At 41.2% G+C, this 17,836-nt stretch carries 17 protein-coding genes, 1 other RNA gene and 1 riboswitch; of the genes, 3 read left to right on the top strand and 15 right to left on the bottom strand.

Annotated elements, in window-relative coordinates; genetic code table 11:
• Window positions 1-393 precede the first annotated feature (393 nt).
• A complete protein-coding gene (locus MHI60_RS16310) occupies window positions 394-1,248 on the top strand; it encodes a polysaccharide deacetylase family protein (RefSeq protein WP_144484466.1) in 855 nt (284 codons plus the stop codon).
• 193 nt (window positions 1,249-1,441) lie between these two features.
• Here the strand turns inward: MHI60_RS16310 and pbuX are convergent, their stop codons facing one another.
• The 12 genes from pbuX to MHI60_RS16250 all read right to left on the bottom strand — a co-directional run bounded on the left by pbuX (window position 1,442) and on the right by MHI60_RS16250 (window position 14,397).
• The gene (gene pbuX, locus MHI60_RS16305; protein ID WP_144484469.1) at window positions 1,442-2,761 is read right to left on the bottom strand and encodes a xanthine permease PbuX; all 1,320 of its coding nucleotides are present in this window, start codon (window positions 2,759-2,761) and stop codon (window positions 1,442-1,444) included.
• Window positions 2,758-3,342, bottom strand: coding sequence for a xanthine phosphoribosyltransferase (gene xpt / locus MHI60_RS16300; protein WP_111290348.1), 585 nt, complete (start codon window positions 3,340-3,342; stop codon window positions 2,758-2,760). Before xpt ends, pbuX begins: the two co-directional genes overlap by 4 nt.
• A 117-nt stretch (window positions 3,343-3,459) precedes the next feature.
• Window positions 3,460-3,559, bottom strand: a riboswitch (purine riboswitch).
• A 136-nt stretch (window positions 3,560-3,695) separates the two neighbouring features.
• The gene (locus tag MHI60_RS16295) at window positions 3,696-5,201 is read right to left on the bottom strand and encodes a carboxypeptidase M32 (protein WP_025093083.1); all 1,506 of its coding nucleotides are present in this window, start codon (window positions 5,199-5,201) and stop codon (window positions 3,696-3,698) included.
• A gap of 125 nt (window positions 5,202-5,326) precedes the next feature.
• The gene (locus MHI60_RS16290) at window positions 5,327-7,264 is read right to left on the bottom strand and encodes an ATP-dependent DNA helicase (RefSeq protein ID WP_095408844.1); all 1,938 of its coding nucleotides are present in this window, start codon (window positions 7,262-7,264) and stop codon (window positions 5,327-5,329) included.
• 75 nt (window positions 7,265-7,339) lie between these two features.
• The gene (locus MHI60_RS16285; protein ID WP_111290353.1) at window positions 7,340-7,537 is read right to left on the bottom strand and encodes a hypothetical protein; all 198 of its coding nucleotides are present in this window, start codon (window positions 7,535-7,537) and stop codon (window positions 7,340-7,342) included.
• 112 nt (window positions 7,538-7,649) lie between these two features.
• Window positions 7,650-8,798 carry a class I SAM-dependent RNA methyltransferase gene (locus MHI60_RS16280; protein WP_095408846.1) on the bottom strand — a complete coding sequence of 383 codons (1,149 nt, stop codon included), beginning with the start codon at window positions 8,796-8,798 and terminating at the stop codon, window positions 7,650-7,652.
• Window positions 8,799-8,907: 109 nt separating this feature from the next.
• An RNA gene (rnpB, locus tag MHI60_RS16275) (RNase P RNA component class B) lies at window positions 8,908-9,293 on the bottom strand.
• Between the two features lie 60 nt (window positions 9,294-9,353).
• Window positions 9,354-9,659, bottom strand: coding sequence for a cell division regulator GpsB (gene gpsB, locus MHI60_RS16270; RefSeq protein ID WP_012010336.1), 306 nt, complete (start codon window positions 9,657-9,659; stop codon window positions 9,354-9,356).
• Window positions 9,660-9,734: 75 nt separating this feature from the next.
• Window positions 9,735-10,277, bottom strand: a complete 543-nt coding sequence (locus MHI60_RS16265; RefSeq protein ID WP_186437299.1) for a DUF1273 domain-containing protein — start codon at window positions 10,275-10,277, stop codon at window positions 9,735-9,737.
• 48 nt (window positions 10,278-10,325) lie between these two features.
• The gene (gene cotD, locus MHI60_RS16260) at window positions 10,326-10,562 is read right to left on the bottom strand and encodes a spore coat protein CotD (RefSeq protein WP_080967839.1); all 237 of its coding nucleotides are present in this window, start codon (window positions 10,560-10,562) and stop codon (window positions 10,326-10,328) included.
• 319 nt (window positions 10,563-10,881) lie between these two features.
• The gene (locus tag MHI60_RS16255; RefSeq protein ID WP_144484472.1) at window positions 10,882-12,126 is read right to left on the bottom strand and encodes a ribonuclease H-like domain-containing protein; all 1,245 of its coding nucleotides are present in this window, start codon (window positions 12,124-12,126) and stop codon (window positions 10,882-10,884) included.
• Between the two features lie 24 nt (window positions 12,127-12,150).
• Window positions 12,151-14,397 (bottom strand): DEAD/DEAH box helicase, encoded by a 2,247-nt coding sequence (locus tag MHI60_RS16250; protein WP_144484475.1) that lies wholly within the window; start codon window positions 14,395-14,397, stop codon window positions 12,151-12,153.
• A 160-nt stretch (window positions 14,398-14,557) separates the two neighbouring features.
• Here MHI60_RS16250 and MHI60_RS16245 point away from each other — a divergent pair, with 160 nt between their 5' ends.
• Window positions 14,558-15,676: an NADH-dependent flavin oxidoreductase gene (locus MHI60_RS16245; protein WP_224928710.1), complete on the top strand. Its 1,119-nt coding sequence runs from the start codon at window positions 14,558-14,560 to the stop codon at window positions 15,674-15,676.
• A 58-nt stretch (window positions 15,677-15,734) separates the two neighbouring features.
• Here MHI60_RS16245 and MHI60_RS16240 read toward each other — a convergent pair whose 3' ends face one another.
• Window positions 15,735-16,241, bottom strand: coding sequence for a PTS glucose transporter subunit IIA (locus MHI60_RS16240; RefSeq protein WP_095408850.1), 507 nt, complete (start codon window positions 16,239-16,241; stop codon window positions 15,735-15,737).
• 168 nt (window positions 16,242-16,409) lie between these two features.
• On the opposite strand from MHI60_RS16240, the gene MHI60_RS16235 reads away from it, so the two are divergent.
• Window positions 16,410-16,829 (top strand): Hsp20/alpha crystallin family protein, encoded by a 420-nt coding sequence (locus MHI60_RS16235; RefSeq protein WP_095408851.1) that lies wholly within the window; start codon window positions 16,410-16,412, stop codon window positions 16,827-16,829.
• Window positions 16,830-16,849: 20 nt separating this feature from the next.
• Here MHI60_RS16235 and MHI60_RS16230 read toward each other — a convergent pair whose 3' ends face one another.
• Both MHI60_RS16230 and MHI60_RS16225 read right to left on the bottom strand, forming a co-directional pair.
• A complete protein-coding gene (locus tag MHI60_RS16230) occupies window positions 16,850-17,308 on the bottom strand; it encodes a YppG family protein (RefSeq protein ID WP_238409343.1) in 459 nt (152 codons plus the stop codon).
• A 107-nt stretch (window positions 17,309-17,415) separates the two neighbouring features.
• Entirely contained in the window at window positions 17,416-17,796 is a 381-nt protein-coding gene (locus tag MHI60_RS16225; RefSeq protein WP_238409344.1) for a YppE family protein, read from the bottom strand.
• Between the last annotated feature and the right edge of the window lie 40 nt (window positions 17,797-17,836).

Genomic DNA, 17,836 nt, shown 5'->3' with positions numbered 1-17,836 from the left:
TTGACGACAATTGATAAATATTGGATAATATAGGTGAAAACATGATGTAGTTTTCCTCCTTCACAGGTTCGTTCTAAGCCAAGCGAACCTGCTTTTTTTATGCAAAAAAACACTTCTAAAAGAGAAGTGTTCAGACCGTAGACCCCCACCTTTACTTTAAATAAAATTTCGATCATTATTCAGAATGATTTTATTTAAACATGAATGGATCACCTTTTTTTGCTGATCAACTCAAAGTAACAACCATAAATTTCTAATTTATTTGAATTTTCTATATTAAAAGGATTTTTCCCACTATATACTTAATCAATATGAGTACCAAGAAAAACAGTGAAAAAAGAAAGGATCTACAACATGGTTCAGCTCAAAATTTAATTGACTGGAGTGATTGTAATGAAAAAGGTTTCCAAAAAAAAGACACCCTACAACACGATACTTCTCTCAAAGGTAATTGGTTTAGTGCTTCTTACACTGTTTCTCATTTTTATCTGGGATATGTCTAAACCCCATTTGCAGGCGACAAATGGGCAAGCAAAAAATGTTGCCAGCAGTGACTTCCGTGACACAAGCATCAGTCTGAAAGCAAAAGATCAGTCTACAAGAACATTGGATACACATTTTAAGACCAATCCAAACCAACAGGCAACGAATAAAACGGTCTTTTTAACATTTGATGATGGTCCTTCTGCTACATCAAATCAGCTGTTAAATGTATTAAAAGCACATCACGTGAAGGCGACGTTCTTCATGCTTGGACCGCAAATTCAAGCACACCAATCAGCTGTGAAAAGACTTTATCAAGAAGGACATCAATTAGGTCTTCATGGCATGACGCATGATATAAACCTCTTTTATCAGAACAGCGAGTCTCCTGCAAATGAAATGAGAGAAGCTCAGCGTATTCTTGCCTCTGTTACAGGCGTCTACAGCCGTCTTGTAAGAACCCCCTATGGCAGTGTTCCAAATTTAACATATCATCAAAAAGTACGTTTAAACCAAAATGGCTTTATTTACTGGGACTGGACGATTGATAGCCTTGACTGGAGATATAAAAACTCACAATATGTTCCAGAGGTATTGAAGCAATTGCAAATGTTTGAGAAAAATAAACCATGGGAACCAAAAGTTATTTTAATGCATGATCAACCCTCTACCACAAACTATTTAGATAGCCTGATTATACAGCTAAAAGCAAGGGGCTATACATTTGCAGTCATTAACGAAACAATGCCGCCGGTACAACATTAATAGTGCTAATCACAAAAAGCCCGTATCCAAAAGATGCGGGCTTTCAGCTTGTAGACAAACCCTCACACGCTCCTTCCTAGGATCCCTAGGACTTCAAAGGTTTTTTATGAAGCTAAAAAGAAGACAAAGAGCTAAAATAAAAGGTCATTTTAGCTCTTTGTCCATAATCTGAACCTCTCTCCAAGAGAGGGGTTTACATAACAGATTGCTTAGGTTCTTCTACCAGGTCATGCCCGGCTTCTTTTTTAAAAGGAATCATGTGATAAATAATATGAAGCAAAATAGCGGTAAAGCTACCGGCCACGATGCCATTACTTGTTAATAATTTGATTGATTCTGGCAGATGCTCAAACATTTGCGGCACAACGGTGACACCTAAGCCGATACCCACTGAGCATGCAACAATGAGCAGGTTTTCCTGTTTGGCAAAATCCACACGCGAGAGCATTTTAATACCGTAGGCAATGACCATCCCAAACATCGCAACCATTGCGCCGCCAAGAACGGACTTTGGAATAATCGTCGTAAATGCAGCAATTTTAGGAAAAAGTCCAAATAACATGAGTAATGCACCTGTCACAACGATAACTTGGTTTTTCTTGACGCCTGTTAACTGGATCAATCCAACGTTTTGCGAGTAGGCTGTGTACGGAAAAGCATTGAATATTCCGCCTAATAGCACAGCAATCCCCTCTGCCCGATAGCCTTTAGCCAAATCTTTTTCTTTTAACGAACGGTTTGTTAAATCACCTAGTGCGAAATAAACGCCTGTTGATTCAACTAATGACACAATCGCAACTAACGTCATGGTCATGATCGGTGCAAATTCAAAGGTCGGCATGCCAAAATAAAATGGCTCAATCATGCGGAAAACCTGGGCGTTTGCCACCTCAGCTGTTTCCACTTTCCCCATAAACGCAGCAACTGCTGTCCCAAGGAGAATACCGATTAATATGGCGATCGCCTTCATAAAGCCAGTTGTGAATCGATAGAGCAGTACAATGATAAACAGCACAAGGAAAGCAAGGCCGAGATTTTCAAAAGAACCATAATCAGCACTTCCTTCTCCTCCTGCCATATTGTTCATCGCTACTGGAATAAGGGTTATCCCAATAATGGTGACGACAGACCCTGTCACGACAGGTGGGAAAAATTTCACAAGCTTCCCAAAGAAAAAGGAAAGCAGAATGATGATACACCCCGAAGCAATAATACTTCCATAGATAGACGATATTCCATACTTAGAGCCAATCGCAATCATAGGAGAAACTGCAGTAAATGTACATCCCAATACAACAGGCAGACCGATCCCAAAGAAGCGGTTTTTCCATACTTGAAGCAATGTGGCAGCCCCGCACATGAAAATATCTGCAGAGATTAAGTAAGTCAGCTGTGCAGGCGTGAGCCCGAGCGCATCTCCAACAATGAGCGGCACAAGAACAGCACCGGCATACATCGCCAGCACATGCTGAATGCCAAGCGAGAGCGTTTTGACTTTTTTAGCGGCACTCATGATTGTACCTCCCGTACAAACGTGACTTTCCCTTCCTCAAGTGATTCAATACGCGCGAGGGACTCAACGCGGTAGCCCATTTGCACAAGCGCATTTCTTCCAGGCTGAAATGATTTTTCAATGACAATGCCAAATCCGGCTACTTTCGCCTTCGCCTGCTTTGCAATCGCAGCAAGCCCTTTCGCAGCTTCACCATTTGCTAAAAAGTCATCGATGATTAACACACAATCATTTTCACTCAGATGACTATTTGAAATAGCAATCGTGCTTTCTACTTTTTTCGTAAAAGAGTACACACTGGCTGTTAACAGGTTATCCGTTAATGTGAGTGATTGACGTTTTCTAGCAAACACAACAGGTACTTGAAGAGCAAGCCCAGCCATCACAGCAGGCGCGATGCCTGAAGATTCGATTGTGATGATTTTTGTAATGCCATCATGCTTAAATAATCTAGCAAACTCTTGCCCAATCTCATGCATTAACACAGGATCAATTTGATGATTTAAAAAAGCATCTACCTTTAACACTTGATTTGACAGAACGATTCCTTCGTTCTCAATTTTTTGACGTAACAATTCCATCATTCTTCCCCCCAGCATATTGGCTAACATTCAATTTTTTGCATAAAAAAAGCATTGCTGTCCATGAGGAGCAAGCAATGCGAAAACGATCCACGGATCATCAGCTCAAACAAGAGCTGTTTCATTTTGCTCACTCATAGTCGGACCGTATCGGTGTCCGGTAGAAACTTGCGTGCCATCATCACGCGATTATATGAGTGTTATAGTGTTCAAATTATAACAAGATTTCATACGCTTGGAAAGCACTTTTCTAGAAAAATACCGAACTAAAATAATAGATCAGCACAAATTGTTCGTTTTTAGAATATTCAAGCATCAAAAAAGCACCCTTCTCATGAAAGGGTGCCCTTCTTTTATGATAAATACAGTTTCGTATATTTATCCGTTAAGTAGTCGATTAAATATTGAACATTTAATTCTTCGCCTGTTGCATCTTGAATGATTTCAGATGGCTTTTTCCGTTTTCCATGCTGGTGAACATGTTCCGTTAGCCATTCTTTTATCGGTGCAAAAGACCCAGTTTGAATGAGTTCATCAAAATTTGGCAAATCTTTGATCATTTGCTGCTTTAATTGCGCCGCATACATATAACCAAGGGCATATGAAGGGAAATATCCAAAGCTTCCATCAGACCAGTGAACATCCTGCAAAATACCGAGTGCATCATTAGGAGGCGTAATGCCAAGATACGCTTGATATTTTTCATTCCAAAGTGCAGGCAGATCTTCAACCGCTACTTCTTCATTGAAAATTGCTTTCTCAATTTCATAGCGGATGATAATGTGAAGCGGATACGTCAGTTCATCGGCTTCAATTCGAATGTAAGTCGGCTTCGATTCATTCACTGCATGCACAAAGTCTTCTAATGAAACATCTTTAAATTGCTCAGGAGAGGCTTCTTGCAGCTTTTGATAATACGTTTTCCAGAAATCTTCGTGTCTGCCGATAAAGTTCTCAAAGAAAAGAGACTGTGATTCATGGATACCCATTGAAGTGCCATCACACAAAAGCGTTCCGCTCAGTGCTTCATCAATGTTTTGCTCATAGATCGCATGACCACATTCATGAATCGTGCCAAAGATCGCCATTCGAAAATCATGTTCATCATAACGGGTCGTCACACGCACGTCCCCTCTGCTCAATGTCACTGCAAATGGATGAACCGTTGTATCAAGGCGGCCTGCGTCAAAGTCATAACCTAATTCTTTTAAGAAAAAGAGGCTTAATTCCTTTTGTTTATCGATTGGAAAGCTTTTCGATAAAAATGAAGTATCCGGCTTATTAGGAGAGGCTTCAATTTTTTTCACGAGAGGAACAATGGCGTCACGAAGTGCACCAAATTTTTGATCAAGCTGTTCAACCGTCATATCTGGCTCATAGTTATTGAGCAGCACATCATAAGGCGTTTTTTTCACGCCCCAATATTGGATGAAACGCTTGTTAAAGTCAATGAGCTGTTTTAAGTATGGTGCAAAGAGTGAAAAGTCTGATTTCTCCCTTGCTTCTACCCAAACATGCTCTGCTTTTGACTGTAAAATCGAGTATTCTTTAAATTCTTCTTTCGGAATTTTGCTATTTTCATCATACTCTTTTTGTGATAATTCGAGCGCCTTCTGTGTATCTTTTGACAGCTCATCTCGATGTTTGTTTAATGCGAGAAGAAGATCTCTCATTTCATCAGAAGTCTTCATATTAAAAATATCACTTGATAATTGACCGATCGTTTCAGCTCTAAAATCTGCACTTTTTTTAGGTGCTTGTGTTCTAGAGTCCCAATAAAGTAAATGGAGCGCCTCTGTATAATGGGCGATTTTCCCTAGTAATTGATAAAACGCTTTCTCAGTTGCTTCTAGACTCATGCGTTTGTTCCCCCAATCAATAAAATATGTATGTACGTTTCAAGGCTACTTCAATGAATGTTCTTTTGTCAATGAAAAAGGAGGATACACAGCGGTATCCTCCTCATTTGCAAGTTTTCAGCTATTTAAGATGTGATGATGGGCTTCACTGGCAGGACGGATTCAATTTTACTTTGAAGCTCAGTATCTTCCTGACGATCAAAGTAAATATGAATGCTTCCTGCGTCTTGGCTTGTCCGGATCAGTCTTCCGATACCTTGGCGTAAGCGAAGCAGCATATACGGAAGGTCAACTTCAGCATGTGCATCCTTTGCTTCATTCCGTTTCGCTTCAAATACCGGATCATGCGGCGGATAAGGAAGTCCCCAGATGATCACATTCGTTAATGATTGACCTGGAATATCAAGCCCTTCCCACAGATGAACAGAGCATAACACGGATGTCTCATCAGCTTGGAACTTTTGAACAATCGTGCTGATTTCCTCGTCTCCCTCAAAATATACGTCAAACGGCAGTGATTCATTTGCTGCTTCAAGCTGCTTTCTAAAGAAATGGAGTTCGTCAAATGAAGGGAATAATATCAGAGATCGTCCTCCATTTTCTTTAAGCTGTGTGATCACTTGCTGTGCTTTTTCCTCTTGTTCAGCGAGCTGCTGAATTCCGTGGAAATAAATCTTCATTTGTTCATCGTAATCATACGGTGAAGCGACACTCATTGATAAGTAATCTTTAATCCCAAGACTTTCAGCTAAATAATCAAAGGATTGATTCTCAGACAATGTAGCGGAAGAGAAAATATATGGTCTTTTTTGCGAGAATACTTTTTCGCCAAGCACCTCTGCAACCGTCTTCGGCATCACAACAAATGTTGTATCTAATTCCTGTTTTTCCAGCCAGCTAATGGCATTTTTTTGATAAAGTGATAAAGAATACGCCATTTGTTCAATGTATTCTTCCACAACAGATAATTCGTATTGATCAATCGTATACATCTCAGATTCAAACACGAGCGCTTCTCCGATTTTTTCAAGCAAGTCACACAATTCACTTGCAGAACGCTTCACCTCATCCACACGCCCAATTTCAAGCCGGTGCGAGCCTTTGACTTCTTTGGCATGTGTTTTTAAAAGATAAAAGAACTCATCGTTTGTTGCAAGTGCATCTTCAACAAGCTCTGCAAATTCTTCGCGTATATCGTTTTGCAAAAGACGCTCCAAAAATGTTTCGAGCGTTGATTGCTTCACTCGGTAAGTCAACGCTTTTTGTGCGGCAAACTCGAGAAGATGTCCTTCATCAAAGACAACGGAGCTATGCTCAGGAAGCAGCGGAAGCTGGCCCTCACGTTTTCTGGATTCCTTCGTCCACACATGCTCCATGTAAAAATCATGTGAACAAATGATGAGGTCTGTCGCTTTCCGGTAATGATCTCTTGATAAATTCAGACCGCAGCGATGACGCATGTCGCACGTCAGGCAGTCCTGAAACGAGTCATAGCCAATTCGTGACCATTCATCATTTGATAACTCTGGATACTCTTTTCGATCGCCATACGGATAAAAGGTTTGCATGCCATGAGATTCATGAACAAATGAAGGCAGTGCTTCATAAATATCAAGCCACTTTTCATCATCTTCACGCTGCATCGTTTTTTCTAGTTTTTTTAAGCATAAATATTGATCATGCGATTTACTTAATCTCGCATCTATTTGAATATCAAGGTGATTGGCAATTTTATAGATATCACCTTCTTGTTTAACGAGCTGTTCAATTAACGTTTCGTCCGCACATGCAATAATCGCAGGCTTCCCTGTATACCTTGCATAAGTGACGGCAAATAAGAGATAGACGATGGTTTTGCCTGTGCCTACCCCAGCTTCGGCAAACATCACACTTTTTTCTTTAAAGGCTCTTTCTAGCTGAAAAGCCATGAATATTTGTTCATCTCGAAGATCAAAGCCCTTTTCTGGCAAAATGTCATAAAACACATCACCAATCCAGTTGCCCAGTTCTTCGTAAAAATTATGTTCTTTTGATAATGAAAAAGGCAAACGAGATGCTGTCACCTGCTTCAACCCCCAACTTTTGAATCATTCAGACATTCAATAGTACCATTTACGCTGGGGAAACACAATCTTTTTTTATGAGCGCAGGCGATGTTGATAGTTTTCCTTCATTAAAAAAGCATGCTCAGAACGTTCTATGTATGCCTGAGCCAGCGCCAAATCTTCGATGGCTGCCGTAAGCTGAGCAGATTGTCCACCTTCATGCCCTTCTATTTCTTGAGCAGTCGAAGTGAGTGCTTTTTGGATTAACTGAATTTGATCATAATGAATCATGAAGACACCTCTTTTTTTAAAATCAAGTTCAGTTTATTCCGCCATGCGAGGAGTTATACCTTTTCAGCACAAAAAAGCCGCACCTTTTTTTCGGTGCGGCTCTTTATTACGATTAGTTTGTTTGCTTTCTAGGCGGGCGTTTTCCCCAATATTGATAATAGTCTGTTTTGATAAATCCGTTAAACAGTTTTCTCTTTTTCGTCGCTTTTCTTCCGAAGCACTCTTCGAATTTTTCGTGTGACGTTAAGATGTAAATGGACCAGGTGTCTAGGTTCTTAAACGCTTCACCCATTCCTTGATACATTTTTTCAACTGCTGGTTTATCACTCAGTCGTTCACCGTAAGGAGGATTTCCGACAATCACACCGTACTCTTCTTTTGTTTGAAAGTCTTTTACTTGCATTTGCTTAAACTCAATCAGTTCACTTAATCCTGCTTCTTCTGCATTCATTTTTGCAATGTCTACCATACGATGGTCGATATCACTAGCAATAATGCGGAGCGGCTGGTCATAGTTTGCTTTTTCTTCTACTTCCACACGCGCTTTGTTCCATACGTCTTCACCGATCCATTCCCATGATTCAGACGCAAATTCCCGGTTAAATCCTGGGGCAATATTTTGTCCTATCATGGCTGCTTCAATGGCGATTGTTCCTGATCCACAGAAAGGATCCACAAACGGACGGTCAGGTGTCCAGTTCGTTAATAAGACGAGCGCAGCAGCCAGCGTTTCTTTAATAGGTGCTCCGCCTTGATCTACACGGTATCCGCGCTTATGAAGACCTACACCAGATGTATCAAGAGTAAGCACAGCTTTATCTTTTAAAAGAGCGATCTCGATTTTATATTCAGGTCCTGTCTCTTCAAGCCAATCAGACTGAATGTTGTAGGAGGATTTGAGCTTTTGCGCGATGGCTTTTTTGACGATGCGCTGGCAGTCCGGCACACTGGCAAGCTGAGATTTTACAGATTTACCGATGACAGGAAACGTACTGTTTTTCGGTAAAAAAGCGGCCCAGTCAATCGCCTTTGTCCGTTCAAAAAGCTCATCAAATGTTTTTGCCGAAAATTCAGCAACTTGTACCTTGATCCGGTCTGCTGTACGCAGCCAAAGGTTTGCACGGCAAATCGCCAGAGCATCTCCCTTAAAAATCACTTTTCCGTTGTCGACTGTGCACTCATAGCCAAGGTCTTTTACTTCTTTTGCAACAACTGCTTCGATTCCCATTGGCGCTGTTGCGATGAGTGTATAGGTTTTCATTGATTTATCACCTGTTTTCTCGTTCTTTTATGTATTCAAGATAAAAGCTCTCCATATGTTGAAATAGGAGAGCTTTGTTTTCATCATGTTTATTATAACGGATATAACGTTCTGTAAGCCATGTTTTGTTCCATCGTACTGCAAACGGCAAATGCCTCGTACTCAGGTGGTAATCATCTATCTACAGAATTCTCTGTCCTTCTCTCCGTTTGGTTCCTTTGAGAAAGTTCCCCTACCAAGTTTGGGTTTCTCGCTCGAGGGGTTTACCGCGTTCCACTCTCACCATTTCTAGTGAGACTTCGTCACTGTGGCACTTTCAAGGATACTTTGCCATATCCTAAAAGGACGTAGGCATTTTTCCTGCCGTCAGCCTTTCCCAGGCTGCCCTGGCTTATTTTTTCGCCAGGCACGAACACTACGGGCATCTCAGCACCGTGCGAGCATGGACTTTCCTCTGCAATGCCCTAAATAGCATTACAGCGATTACCCGAACGTTAATCAACAAGCGTTATTATAAACGACAATGACATCTGGCACAAGCTTTTTCAGCAAGACTCAATCATAAAGTTTGCTGCCGAAAACGTGTTTCTCAAGGTTCGATAGTCTTTTTAAAATATCAAAGTTCGTTGTATTAGACTGTGCAGGCTGTCTTTTCCCTTGTTCAACAGCTTCTTCTAGCTGTTTTGACAAGTGAAGGTTTTCTTGTTGAAGTTTTTCGATTTCTTGGTTGAAGGTCTCATAGTCTTTAATGACCATATCTAAAAATTTATCGACTTCTTCTTGTTTGTACCCTCTGACACCTGTTTTAAATTCTTTTTCTAAAATTTCTTTCGCAGAAAGCTTTACTTTATCAGCAAGCATCTTTTTCACCTCATATCGTGAATTCATAGTATATTTTTTCAGAAATACGTGACGTTGTCAAATTTTCTCTTGCTTTTAATCAAAAAACGGATCTTCCGCCTCAACCTGCGCTCTTAGATCATCCATCGTGATGTACATAATGGGGTAATCGGTATAGGCTTCCGCTTCTCTTATCATATACTTCGGTGATCCCTCATGCTCGGGATCATATAAGACGAGTAGACCATCTGTTTTTTCAATAAAAAAGCGGTTCTTTTGTTTAAATTGTGCCGGACTTTCATACGGTCTATGCGTGACACTTTCTACAAAATCGGCCTGTGCAACAATTCCTTCATACAACTCTTTGTTTTGTTCATTCCAGCGCTCTTCCTGTTCGTAAAATGGCGTAATGACTGCAAGTTTTAACGCTGGATATTTCTCCTGAAGCTCAAACACCACTTCGGCTGTCCAAATTTCTGCCCCAAGCTGGCCTGATATGAGAACCCATTCCAGACCTTCTTCGATAAGGGCTGTCAGCCTTTTTTGAAGCTCCGCTTTTATGTATTGAAGTGCAGGCTCGTCTTGTTTGAATATCCCAAGCTCAAACGGCTTGTACCCTGTGACAGCAATAATTTTCATTTTTTCACCTGCTTTTAAAAAATGGGACTTATAAAAGTCCCATTCACTTTATCTGTTACAGCAAGGTCCACCGCAGTTAAAGTGTTGATGTGTTGCCGGGTCCACCTGAGAAAACGTATGCGGGAAGTAGTGAACATGTTGGAAATTTTGATGGTGAACATTTGTCACATGCTGCGGGTGGATATGCGGCACAATTGTTGTTGACTCGCTGTGTGTACAGCAATGATTCGTCGGATGAACAATTGGCTGTGTAACATTCGGATGGCAATGATGATGATGGTACATGTAGCATTCCCCTCTCCTTTATTTTCTTACATTAACAATGTATGAATCAAGAGGTGTACATGTACTAATGCATTAACCTATTTTAAAAGTTGGCAAGAAAAATATCTTTATAGTTTGAAAACACAAAAGCGACCAAAATGACCACAAGAAAAAACAAGTAGAAAAGACCCTTATACATGCTATACGCTCCTCATTCAATATCTAACGTTATTTTACAGGATTCGCGGCTTTTCTACAATAAAAGTGCTAAACAATTTTTATTTTCGGTCGAGAGCCGAACGTTGTCATTTTTTGCGCTTTCCCGGGTAATAATATTTCATTACCCAGCTTTTCTCAATAGCCGTTTTTTTCGCTTCTCAAGCTCTTCCGTGTCTCGCTCGCTTAACGATGAGAAAGATAATAAAGATTCTGTGATGGAAAGAGCTGACCTTGCATCTTTTTGGCGATGCTCTTTAAACTTCGCAAGCTCTATACCCGCTTTTAATGCTAAATGGACATCACTTGATTCAAATAATGTTTCCCATATTCTAATCGCTTCATCCCATTCGTTTAGCCGTTTATATTGTAAGGAGAGATCATAAGCTGCCTGATTGGCATGCTCAAAATCAGCACCTGTTAATTCCCGCAAATGCTTCGTGGCTTCCTGTACATCACGATGCGCAAGGTGCCACCTAGCCAGTGCATATTTCTCATCGTGCTCCTTTACCGCATCCATAGAAAGAATTTTTTTGGATAGATGAATGTAGAGGCTGATTAATGATAGGACGTCTAATTCATTATGAGTCAAAATCCCTTCAATAAGCTTAGGATTTTGTTCCTTTAAAAAATGAAAATAGATCATCGGTGCCAAAAAACCCGGTGTGTCGCCTTCCCGGTGGACGTGCAGCTCTTCTTTTTCAACCACGGACAACGCCATTCGTTCATATTTATGCTTCCACAATCGTCTTGATCCGTGCAGAAGATCAAAATGGCCAAACTCTGGAAGTGCAGGGATTTGATCTCGTAATAAGGTATGTCTCGTTTTCACTTGCGGCCAATCGAACGATTTTCCATTATATGTTACTAGAGATTCTACGTTCACTTCATCGAGAAAGCTTTTATAAAGAGCCGCTTCATTTCCCGGATTCGTGAGCAGGTGCTGTTTCACGACTACTTTGTCAGCAAAAACCCGTGCATGTCCTAACAAGAAGATCATATTTCCCGTCCCGCCAGATAATCCTGTTGTTTCTGTATCAAAGAAAAACAGTTCATGCGGCTTGTAACCTTTAGCCGATAGAGAATGCTGGATGCCGCTTTTGTTCCATGCCTCGATGATCTTTGGCAGTTCCGCAAACGAGTAGAGTCCATGCTTATCATTTAATGAATAGGTGACTTCTCGAATGAGACAAAAGGAATCCTCAAAGTGATATGGAGCTGCACCCAATTGCTCCCATTCCTTTATAAATGGGATGTTTTCGGCCGTTACAGGCTGAGGTTGTCCTTCCACTGCTTTTTGCCGTTTTTCATTTGGCTGGTTGTGCGACAGGTGCTTCTTCATTCGATTTAATTTTCCTTTTAAAGACATAAGTAGGTGCCTTCCTCCTTTCCCTTAAAATACAGACATCAATTCAACAATGTTGCTTTTTCCATTGACCTCTTTCATTTCCATGCCAATGCATGATGGACAGCCGTTCTCACAGCGGCACCGCTCTATAAGCTGAATGGCTGCACCTGCTATTTCATCGAAACGAGCTTGGACTTCTTTGCTTAAGCCGATTCCGCCAGGGTAGTGGTCATATAAAAAGACTGTCGGTTTGCCGGTATGTGCCGCTTTAATTTGTGAAACAACATGAATATCTGAACGGTCGCACATCACAAAAGCAGGTACAATGTGCTGAAGAACATTTGCAATGCCAAGCAGTAGCTGTTCAAGTGTTTTCTCTTCAAATCTCCGCTCTGCTTCATGTAATTCAAACCAGGCCGCACTTGTATGAATTTCTTCTTCAGGTAAGTGAATCGGACCAGAACCGATATTTTCACCAGTGCTGAGCCGGATTTTTTTGAAAATGGTCGGCATTGCGTTGACGGTCACATCACCGTAGTGAACAGATACCGCTTCTTTCTCTGTCGTCTGATCAATTTCAAGCACCTTGAGCTGAACAGCTAAATTAGCATCTGTATAGTATTCTACATCCACCTGTTTCACATAAGCCTTCAAATGCTCGTAATCTAGCTTTTCTACTTGATACTGAACCCCTTCATGTAAATAAATCGCTTCATCATGAAGCAATGTCATTGCACTGAATCGATCCATCTCTCCAATAATCCGAACATTCGCTACGTCGGATTGATCCACAATCACCACATTTTCCTGGCTTGCAGACCGCAGGCTGATCCCATGCGCTGGGAACGATTGATCTGACCAATAATACCGGTTCCCGCTAAAATGAAGAACCCCTTCCTCATGTAAGTATTGCAAAATGTCTTCTACTTCCATGTCGCCAAACTGTTCATCCGTCCGAAATGGCAGCTCGTAAGAAGCACATTTTAGATGATCCACTAAAATAATGAGGTTTTCAGGATTGATTCTGGCTGCTTCAGGCGGTCTATTAAAGAAATATTCAGGGTGTCTGACAATATATTGATCAAGGGGTGAGGAACTCGCCACCATGATAATGAGCGCCTCCTCATGACGTCTTCCAGCACGTCCTGCCTGCTGCCATGTACTCGCTACACTGCCAGGATACCCCGTCATAATGCACACCTTTAGCTGACCTATATCTACCCCTAATTCTAGTGCGTTCGTGCTGACGACTCCTAAAATGTCCCCTTCTCTTAATCCCTTTTCAATCACGCGCCGCTCCTTTGGCAAATAGCCACCCCGATACCCGCGAATCGATTTTGGACCGATTTCTTTTTTCACAAGCTCTTGAATATGACTTAAAATCACTTCTACCCGTACTCTGCTTCTAGCAAATACGATCGTTTGGATTTTTTCTTTTAAAAATGTTTTAGCCAATTGATTGACGACAGTTGCAGCGCTTTGTCTAATATTTAATGGCTTATTCACCACTGGCGGGTTATAAAACACAAAATTCTTTTTACCGCTAGGCGCTCCGTTTCGTTCAATAAGATGCACTTTGCTCCCTGTGAGCTGCTGCGCCAGCTCTTTTGGATTCGCAATCGTTGCGGAAGTACAAATAAACACCGGATCACTTCCGTAAAATGCACAAATTCGCTTTAACCTGCGAATCACATTGGCCACATGACTGCCAAACACACCTCGATATGTATGAAGCTCATCAATGACAATATACTTCAAATTCTCAAACAAGCTGACCCATTTCGTATGATGAGGCAAAATAGCTGAATGCAGCATATCTGGGTTAGTGATGACAATATGTCCTGCTTGTCTGACTCGCTGCCGAATGGCTGGGGAGGTGTCCCCATCATATGTTTCACTATGAATCGGAACATCCATCTCGTGGATAATCTCGTTAAGTTCACTCTTTTGATCCTGTGCGAGCGCTTTTGTTGGGAATAAATAAAGAGAGCGGTTTGTCTGGTCTTCTGCAATCGACTGAAGAACAGGCAGATTGTAGCAAAGCGTTTTACCTGAAGCAGTTGGTGTAACAGTCACTACATGCTCACCATTCATTACACGTTCAAAGGCTTCTTTTTGATGAATGTACAATTCTTTCACGCCTCGTTTTTCAAGTGCCTTTTTTAGCCTGTCATCCACTCTTTCCGGAACGGGAGAGGTCTGTGCAGGCTTTGCTTCAATTTCATGCCAATGCTCTACCTGTTCGTCTTTCTTTAATTCTTCTATCAGTTCGTTCATTGTTTTCTTTTTCATATTGCGTCCACCTCTCATTCTAGTGTACCGAATATTTGTTTGCATGACTAGGCGGCAATTTTTTGATGCTGAGCTTATGAGCAAATACTTTGAACTGATGTAACAGTATCGATTACACTTCTATAGTGAAATGATTTTATCAAGGAAGAAGATGATCAGATTGAAAAACGAATTTAAGCCTTTATTTGAACCATTTACGTTTCCTGGAGGCGCCTCTATTGATGGCCGGTTAGTGGTTGCTCCAATGACACACTTTGGTTCTCATGACGATGGCACCATTTCAAAAGACGAAATTGACTTCATTACAGCTAGATCAAGTGAAATGGGCATGGTAATTACAGCATGTGCGAACGTGACTCCAGATGGAAAAGCATTTGAAGGACAGCCTTCTATCGCAAGAGATGAAGATATCCCTGGCCTGAAAAAATTGGCTTCAGCTATTCAGGCAAAAGGAACAAAAGCCATCATTCAAATTCATCACGGCGGCTCTCAGGCTCTCCCTCATTTAGTTCCAAACGGTGATGTGGTTGCGCCAAGTGATGTGTTTAAAGATGGAAAACAAATTGCACGCGCTTTAAAAGAAGAGGAAATTACTCATATTATCGACTCCTTTAAAGAAGCGGCAAGACGAGCGGTTCAAGCAGGGTTTGACGGCGTGGAAATTCACGGGGCGAACGGTTATTTATTACAGCAATTTTACTCACCGCATAGCAATCAGCGTACAGATCAATGGGGAGGAAATGAAGAAAAACGTCTAGCTTTCCCTATTGCTGTTGTAGATGCAGTCAAAGAGGCGATCAAAGAGCATGCGGCTAAACCGTTTATCTTTGGATACCGGTTATCTCCTGAAGAACCAGAAACACCTGGTTTAACAATGACAGAGACGTTTACATTAGTGGATGTTCTCAAAACAAAAAACCTCGATTATTTGCATATCTCTTTAATGGAGATTGGCTCTAAAGCAAGACGAGGCGCAGATTCTAATAAGACACGTATGGAACTGCTAAAAGAACGCTGCGGCGATACTCTTCCGCTTATTGGAGTAGGCAGCGTCATTACAGCTGAAGATGCACTCCATGCTTACAACCAAGGGATTCCACTCATCGCTGTCGCACGAGAGCTGATCGTCGACCCAGATTGGGCAAAGAAAATTAAAGAAGGCAGAGAACAAGAGATTGAAACCGTCATTAAACGCAGCCAAAAAGACAAGTATCTCATTCCAGAAGGATTGTGGTCTGTCATGGAAGCGAGTCAAGGCTGGGTTCCAATGGAGGATTAATGTCCTCACCTCAATAAAAAAACTACCCTATCAATGGGTAGTTTTTTCTATTCATGGATTATTTCATTTTCACTGTAAAGAGCTTGGACGTCTGCTTTTCTACAGAGCCTTTTGGTTCTTTATCAAGCCGTTCGACCAGGTCACCGTTCATAATCACAATCGGTGTCACTGTACTTGATGCTTTCTCTTCAATCAGTTCTAAATCACACGTAATAAGAGGATCACCGATTTTCACTTTATCCCCTTCTTTAATGTGTGCTTCAAATCCTTCACCATTTAATCCAACTGTTTCAAGTCCGATATGAATTAGAAGCTCAAGCCCCGAGAGTGTTCGAATGCCAATTGCATGTTTTGTATGGAAGAGCTGAATGATTTCACCCTCTACTGGTGACACAATCGTCCCACTTTTTGGTTTTACTGCTACGCCGTCTCCCATCATCTTTTGAGAAAAGACGGGATCTGGTACATCAGTCATATCCATTAACTCTCCATCAACTGGAGAATAAATGACTTCTTCCTTTACATCATCTTGGTTTTTTCCGAAACCGAATAATTTTTTCAGCAATGTCTATTTGCTCCCTTCAAGCTTTGCTTCCTAGATCTATTCAGTGTATGAAACTTTGCACCCATACACCTTGCTTCATTAACACTATTTAATCATAATTTTTTCCTCTCATCAATTGATAACCGCCTGAGCCCTTTCTGCATAGGCTGTAGATGAGAGGTGATTCAGATGAAACATGAAGGCGAAAAGAAACATGAAATGCTGGCAAATGAAGATATGCTATATGAAGCGATTGAACACTTTTTTGCATCCTCCCCGTTTCACGAGATATTAAATAGTGCGGAGGCACTCATGACCACATCGCACTCACTTGCATCAATTACGACCGATGTGACAGAGGATGAACAAAATGTGTATATCGAGATTCAATTTCCAGACCATTTTGTCGAAGGAGACATTGCGCTAGAAGTAAAAGCCCAATATTTACACTTATCAGTGCAGGAAAAAATCAAAACAGATACGACTTCTTCGTATTCCAGCTTTACCAAAACCATTTTAATGCCGGCAAAAATAGATGAAACGAAAATGAAGAGTTTGTGGAAAGATCAATCGCTTCATGTGTCTGCGCCAAAGCAAACAACCCAATAGATCGATCTATTGGGTTTTAACTATGCTTTAAAAATGCTTGTAAATCCTTTCGCCAATGAGCCTACTTGATTCATTGTACTCATCATTTGGCCAGCTGTATCAAACATTTTGTTAAAATCGTATTGCCCATTTGTCTTTTTGAATTGTGACAGCACACTTTTAAATTGAGATGGCTGCTGTTTTTGCGGTCTTGGCAAAGGATAAGGATTCATCGGCGGCTGCATAGGCATCATGCCTGGCGGCTGCATTTGGGGTGGATTCATCGCTTCGGGCGGCTGTAAAGGCGGCACGTTTTCTTGGTATCCATAAGGCGGCTGATAAACAGTAGATGGTGCCTGGTTCATTCCACCTCCACCTTGATATGGCGGCATGAAATAGTCTGGAGGCTGCGGAGGCTGCTGCTGCATCTCTGAATACGGAAAAGGCCTTTGCTTGAATTGATTGAATTCATAAGGCTGCTGGTTTGAATAAGGGATCATCTATCTCGCTCCTCTCGCTCTCAACACATATTGATGTCACTCATATATTATGACCAAGAACAGAAGATGTGCCTAAAGAAGCCATAAGAAAAACGCAGCATATGTCTTCAGCTGCGCTTTTTGATTTCTTCTATTAAAAGGTTCAGTGTGTAAACCACTGACTCAACTAAATTTTTCACACGGGGTGCGTGCTGTTTACCAAAATAAGATTGCAGGACAACCTCTTTACCATTTTCTTTTACAGCTTCAAGCTGTTCTTGGTGTAAATATCTAGGTTTGGCCTGCTCAATAAACGAGATCGCAGCGGTGAGCCACTCTTCCATTTTCTGATCAAATGTAACAACGGCCGGCTGAATATCCGTATAAAAATCATAAGATGGGTACTCCTCTTCAGCCTTTCCCTTTTGGTACTGCTCATACGCTTCTTCGATCCATATTCTAAGCTCTTGTGTATGTTCAAGCAATGTTTGATTATCCAAAGTGTTCACCTCTATGAACCATCCTATCAAACGTTTACCTATTGCTCAA

The organism is Bacillus sp. FSL K6-3200, from assembly GCF_038630485.1.
GTDB lineage: Bacteria > Bacillota > Bacilli > Bacillales > Bacillaceae > Bacillus > Bacillus safensis.
Note: the sequence above shows the minus strand (reverse complement) of the source record. Positions and strands in the feature narration are given on the sequence as shown.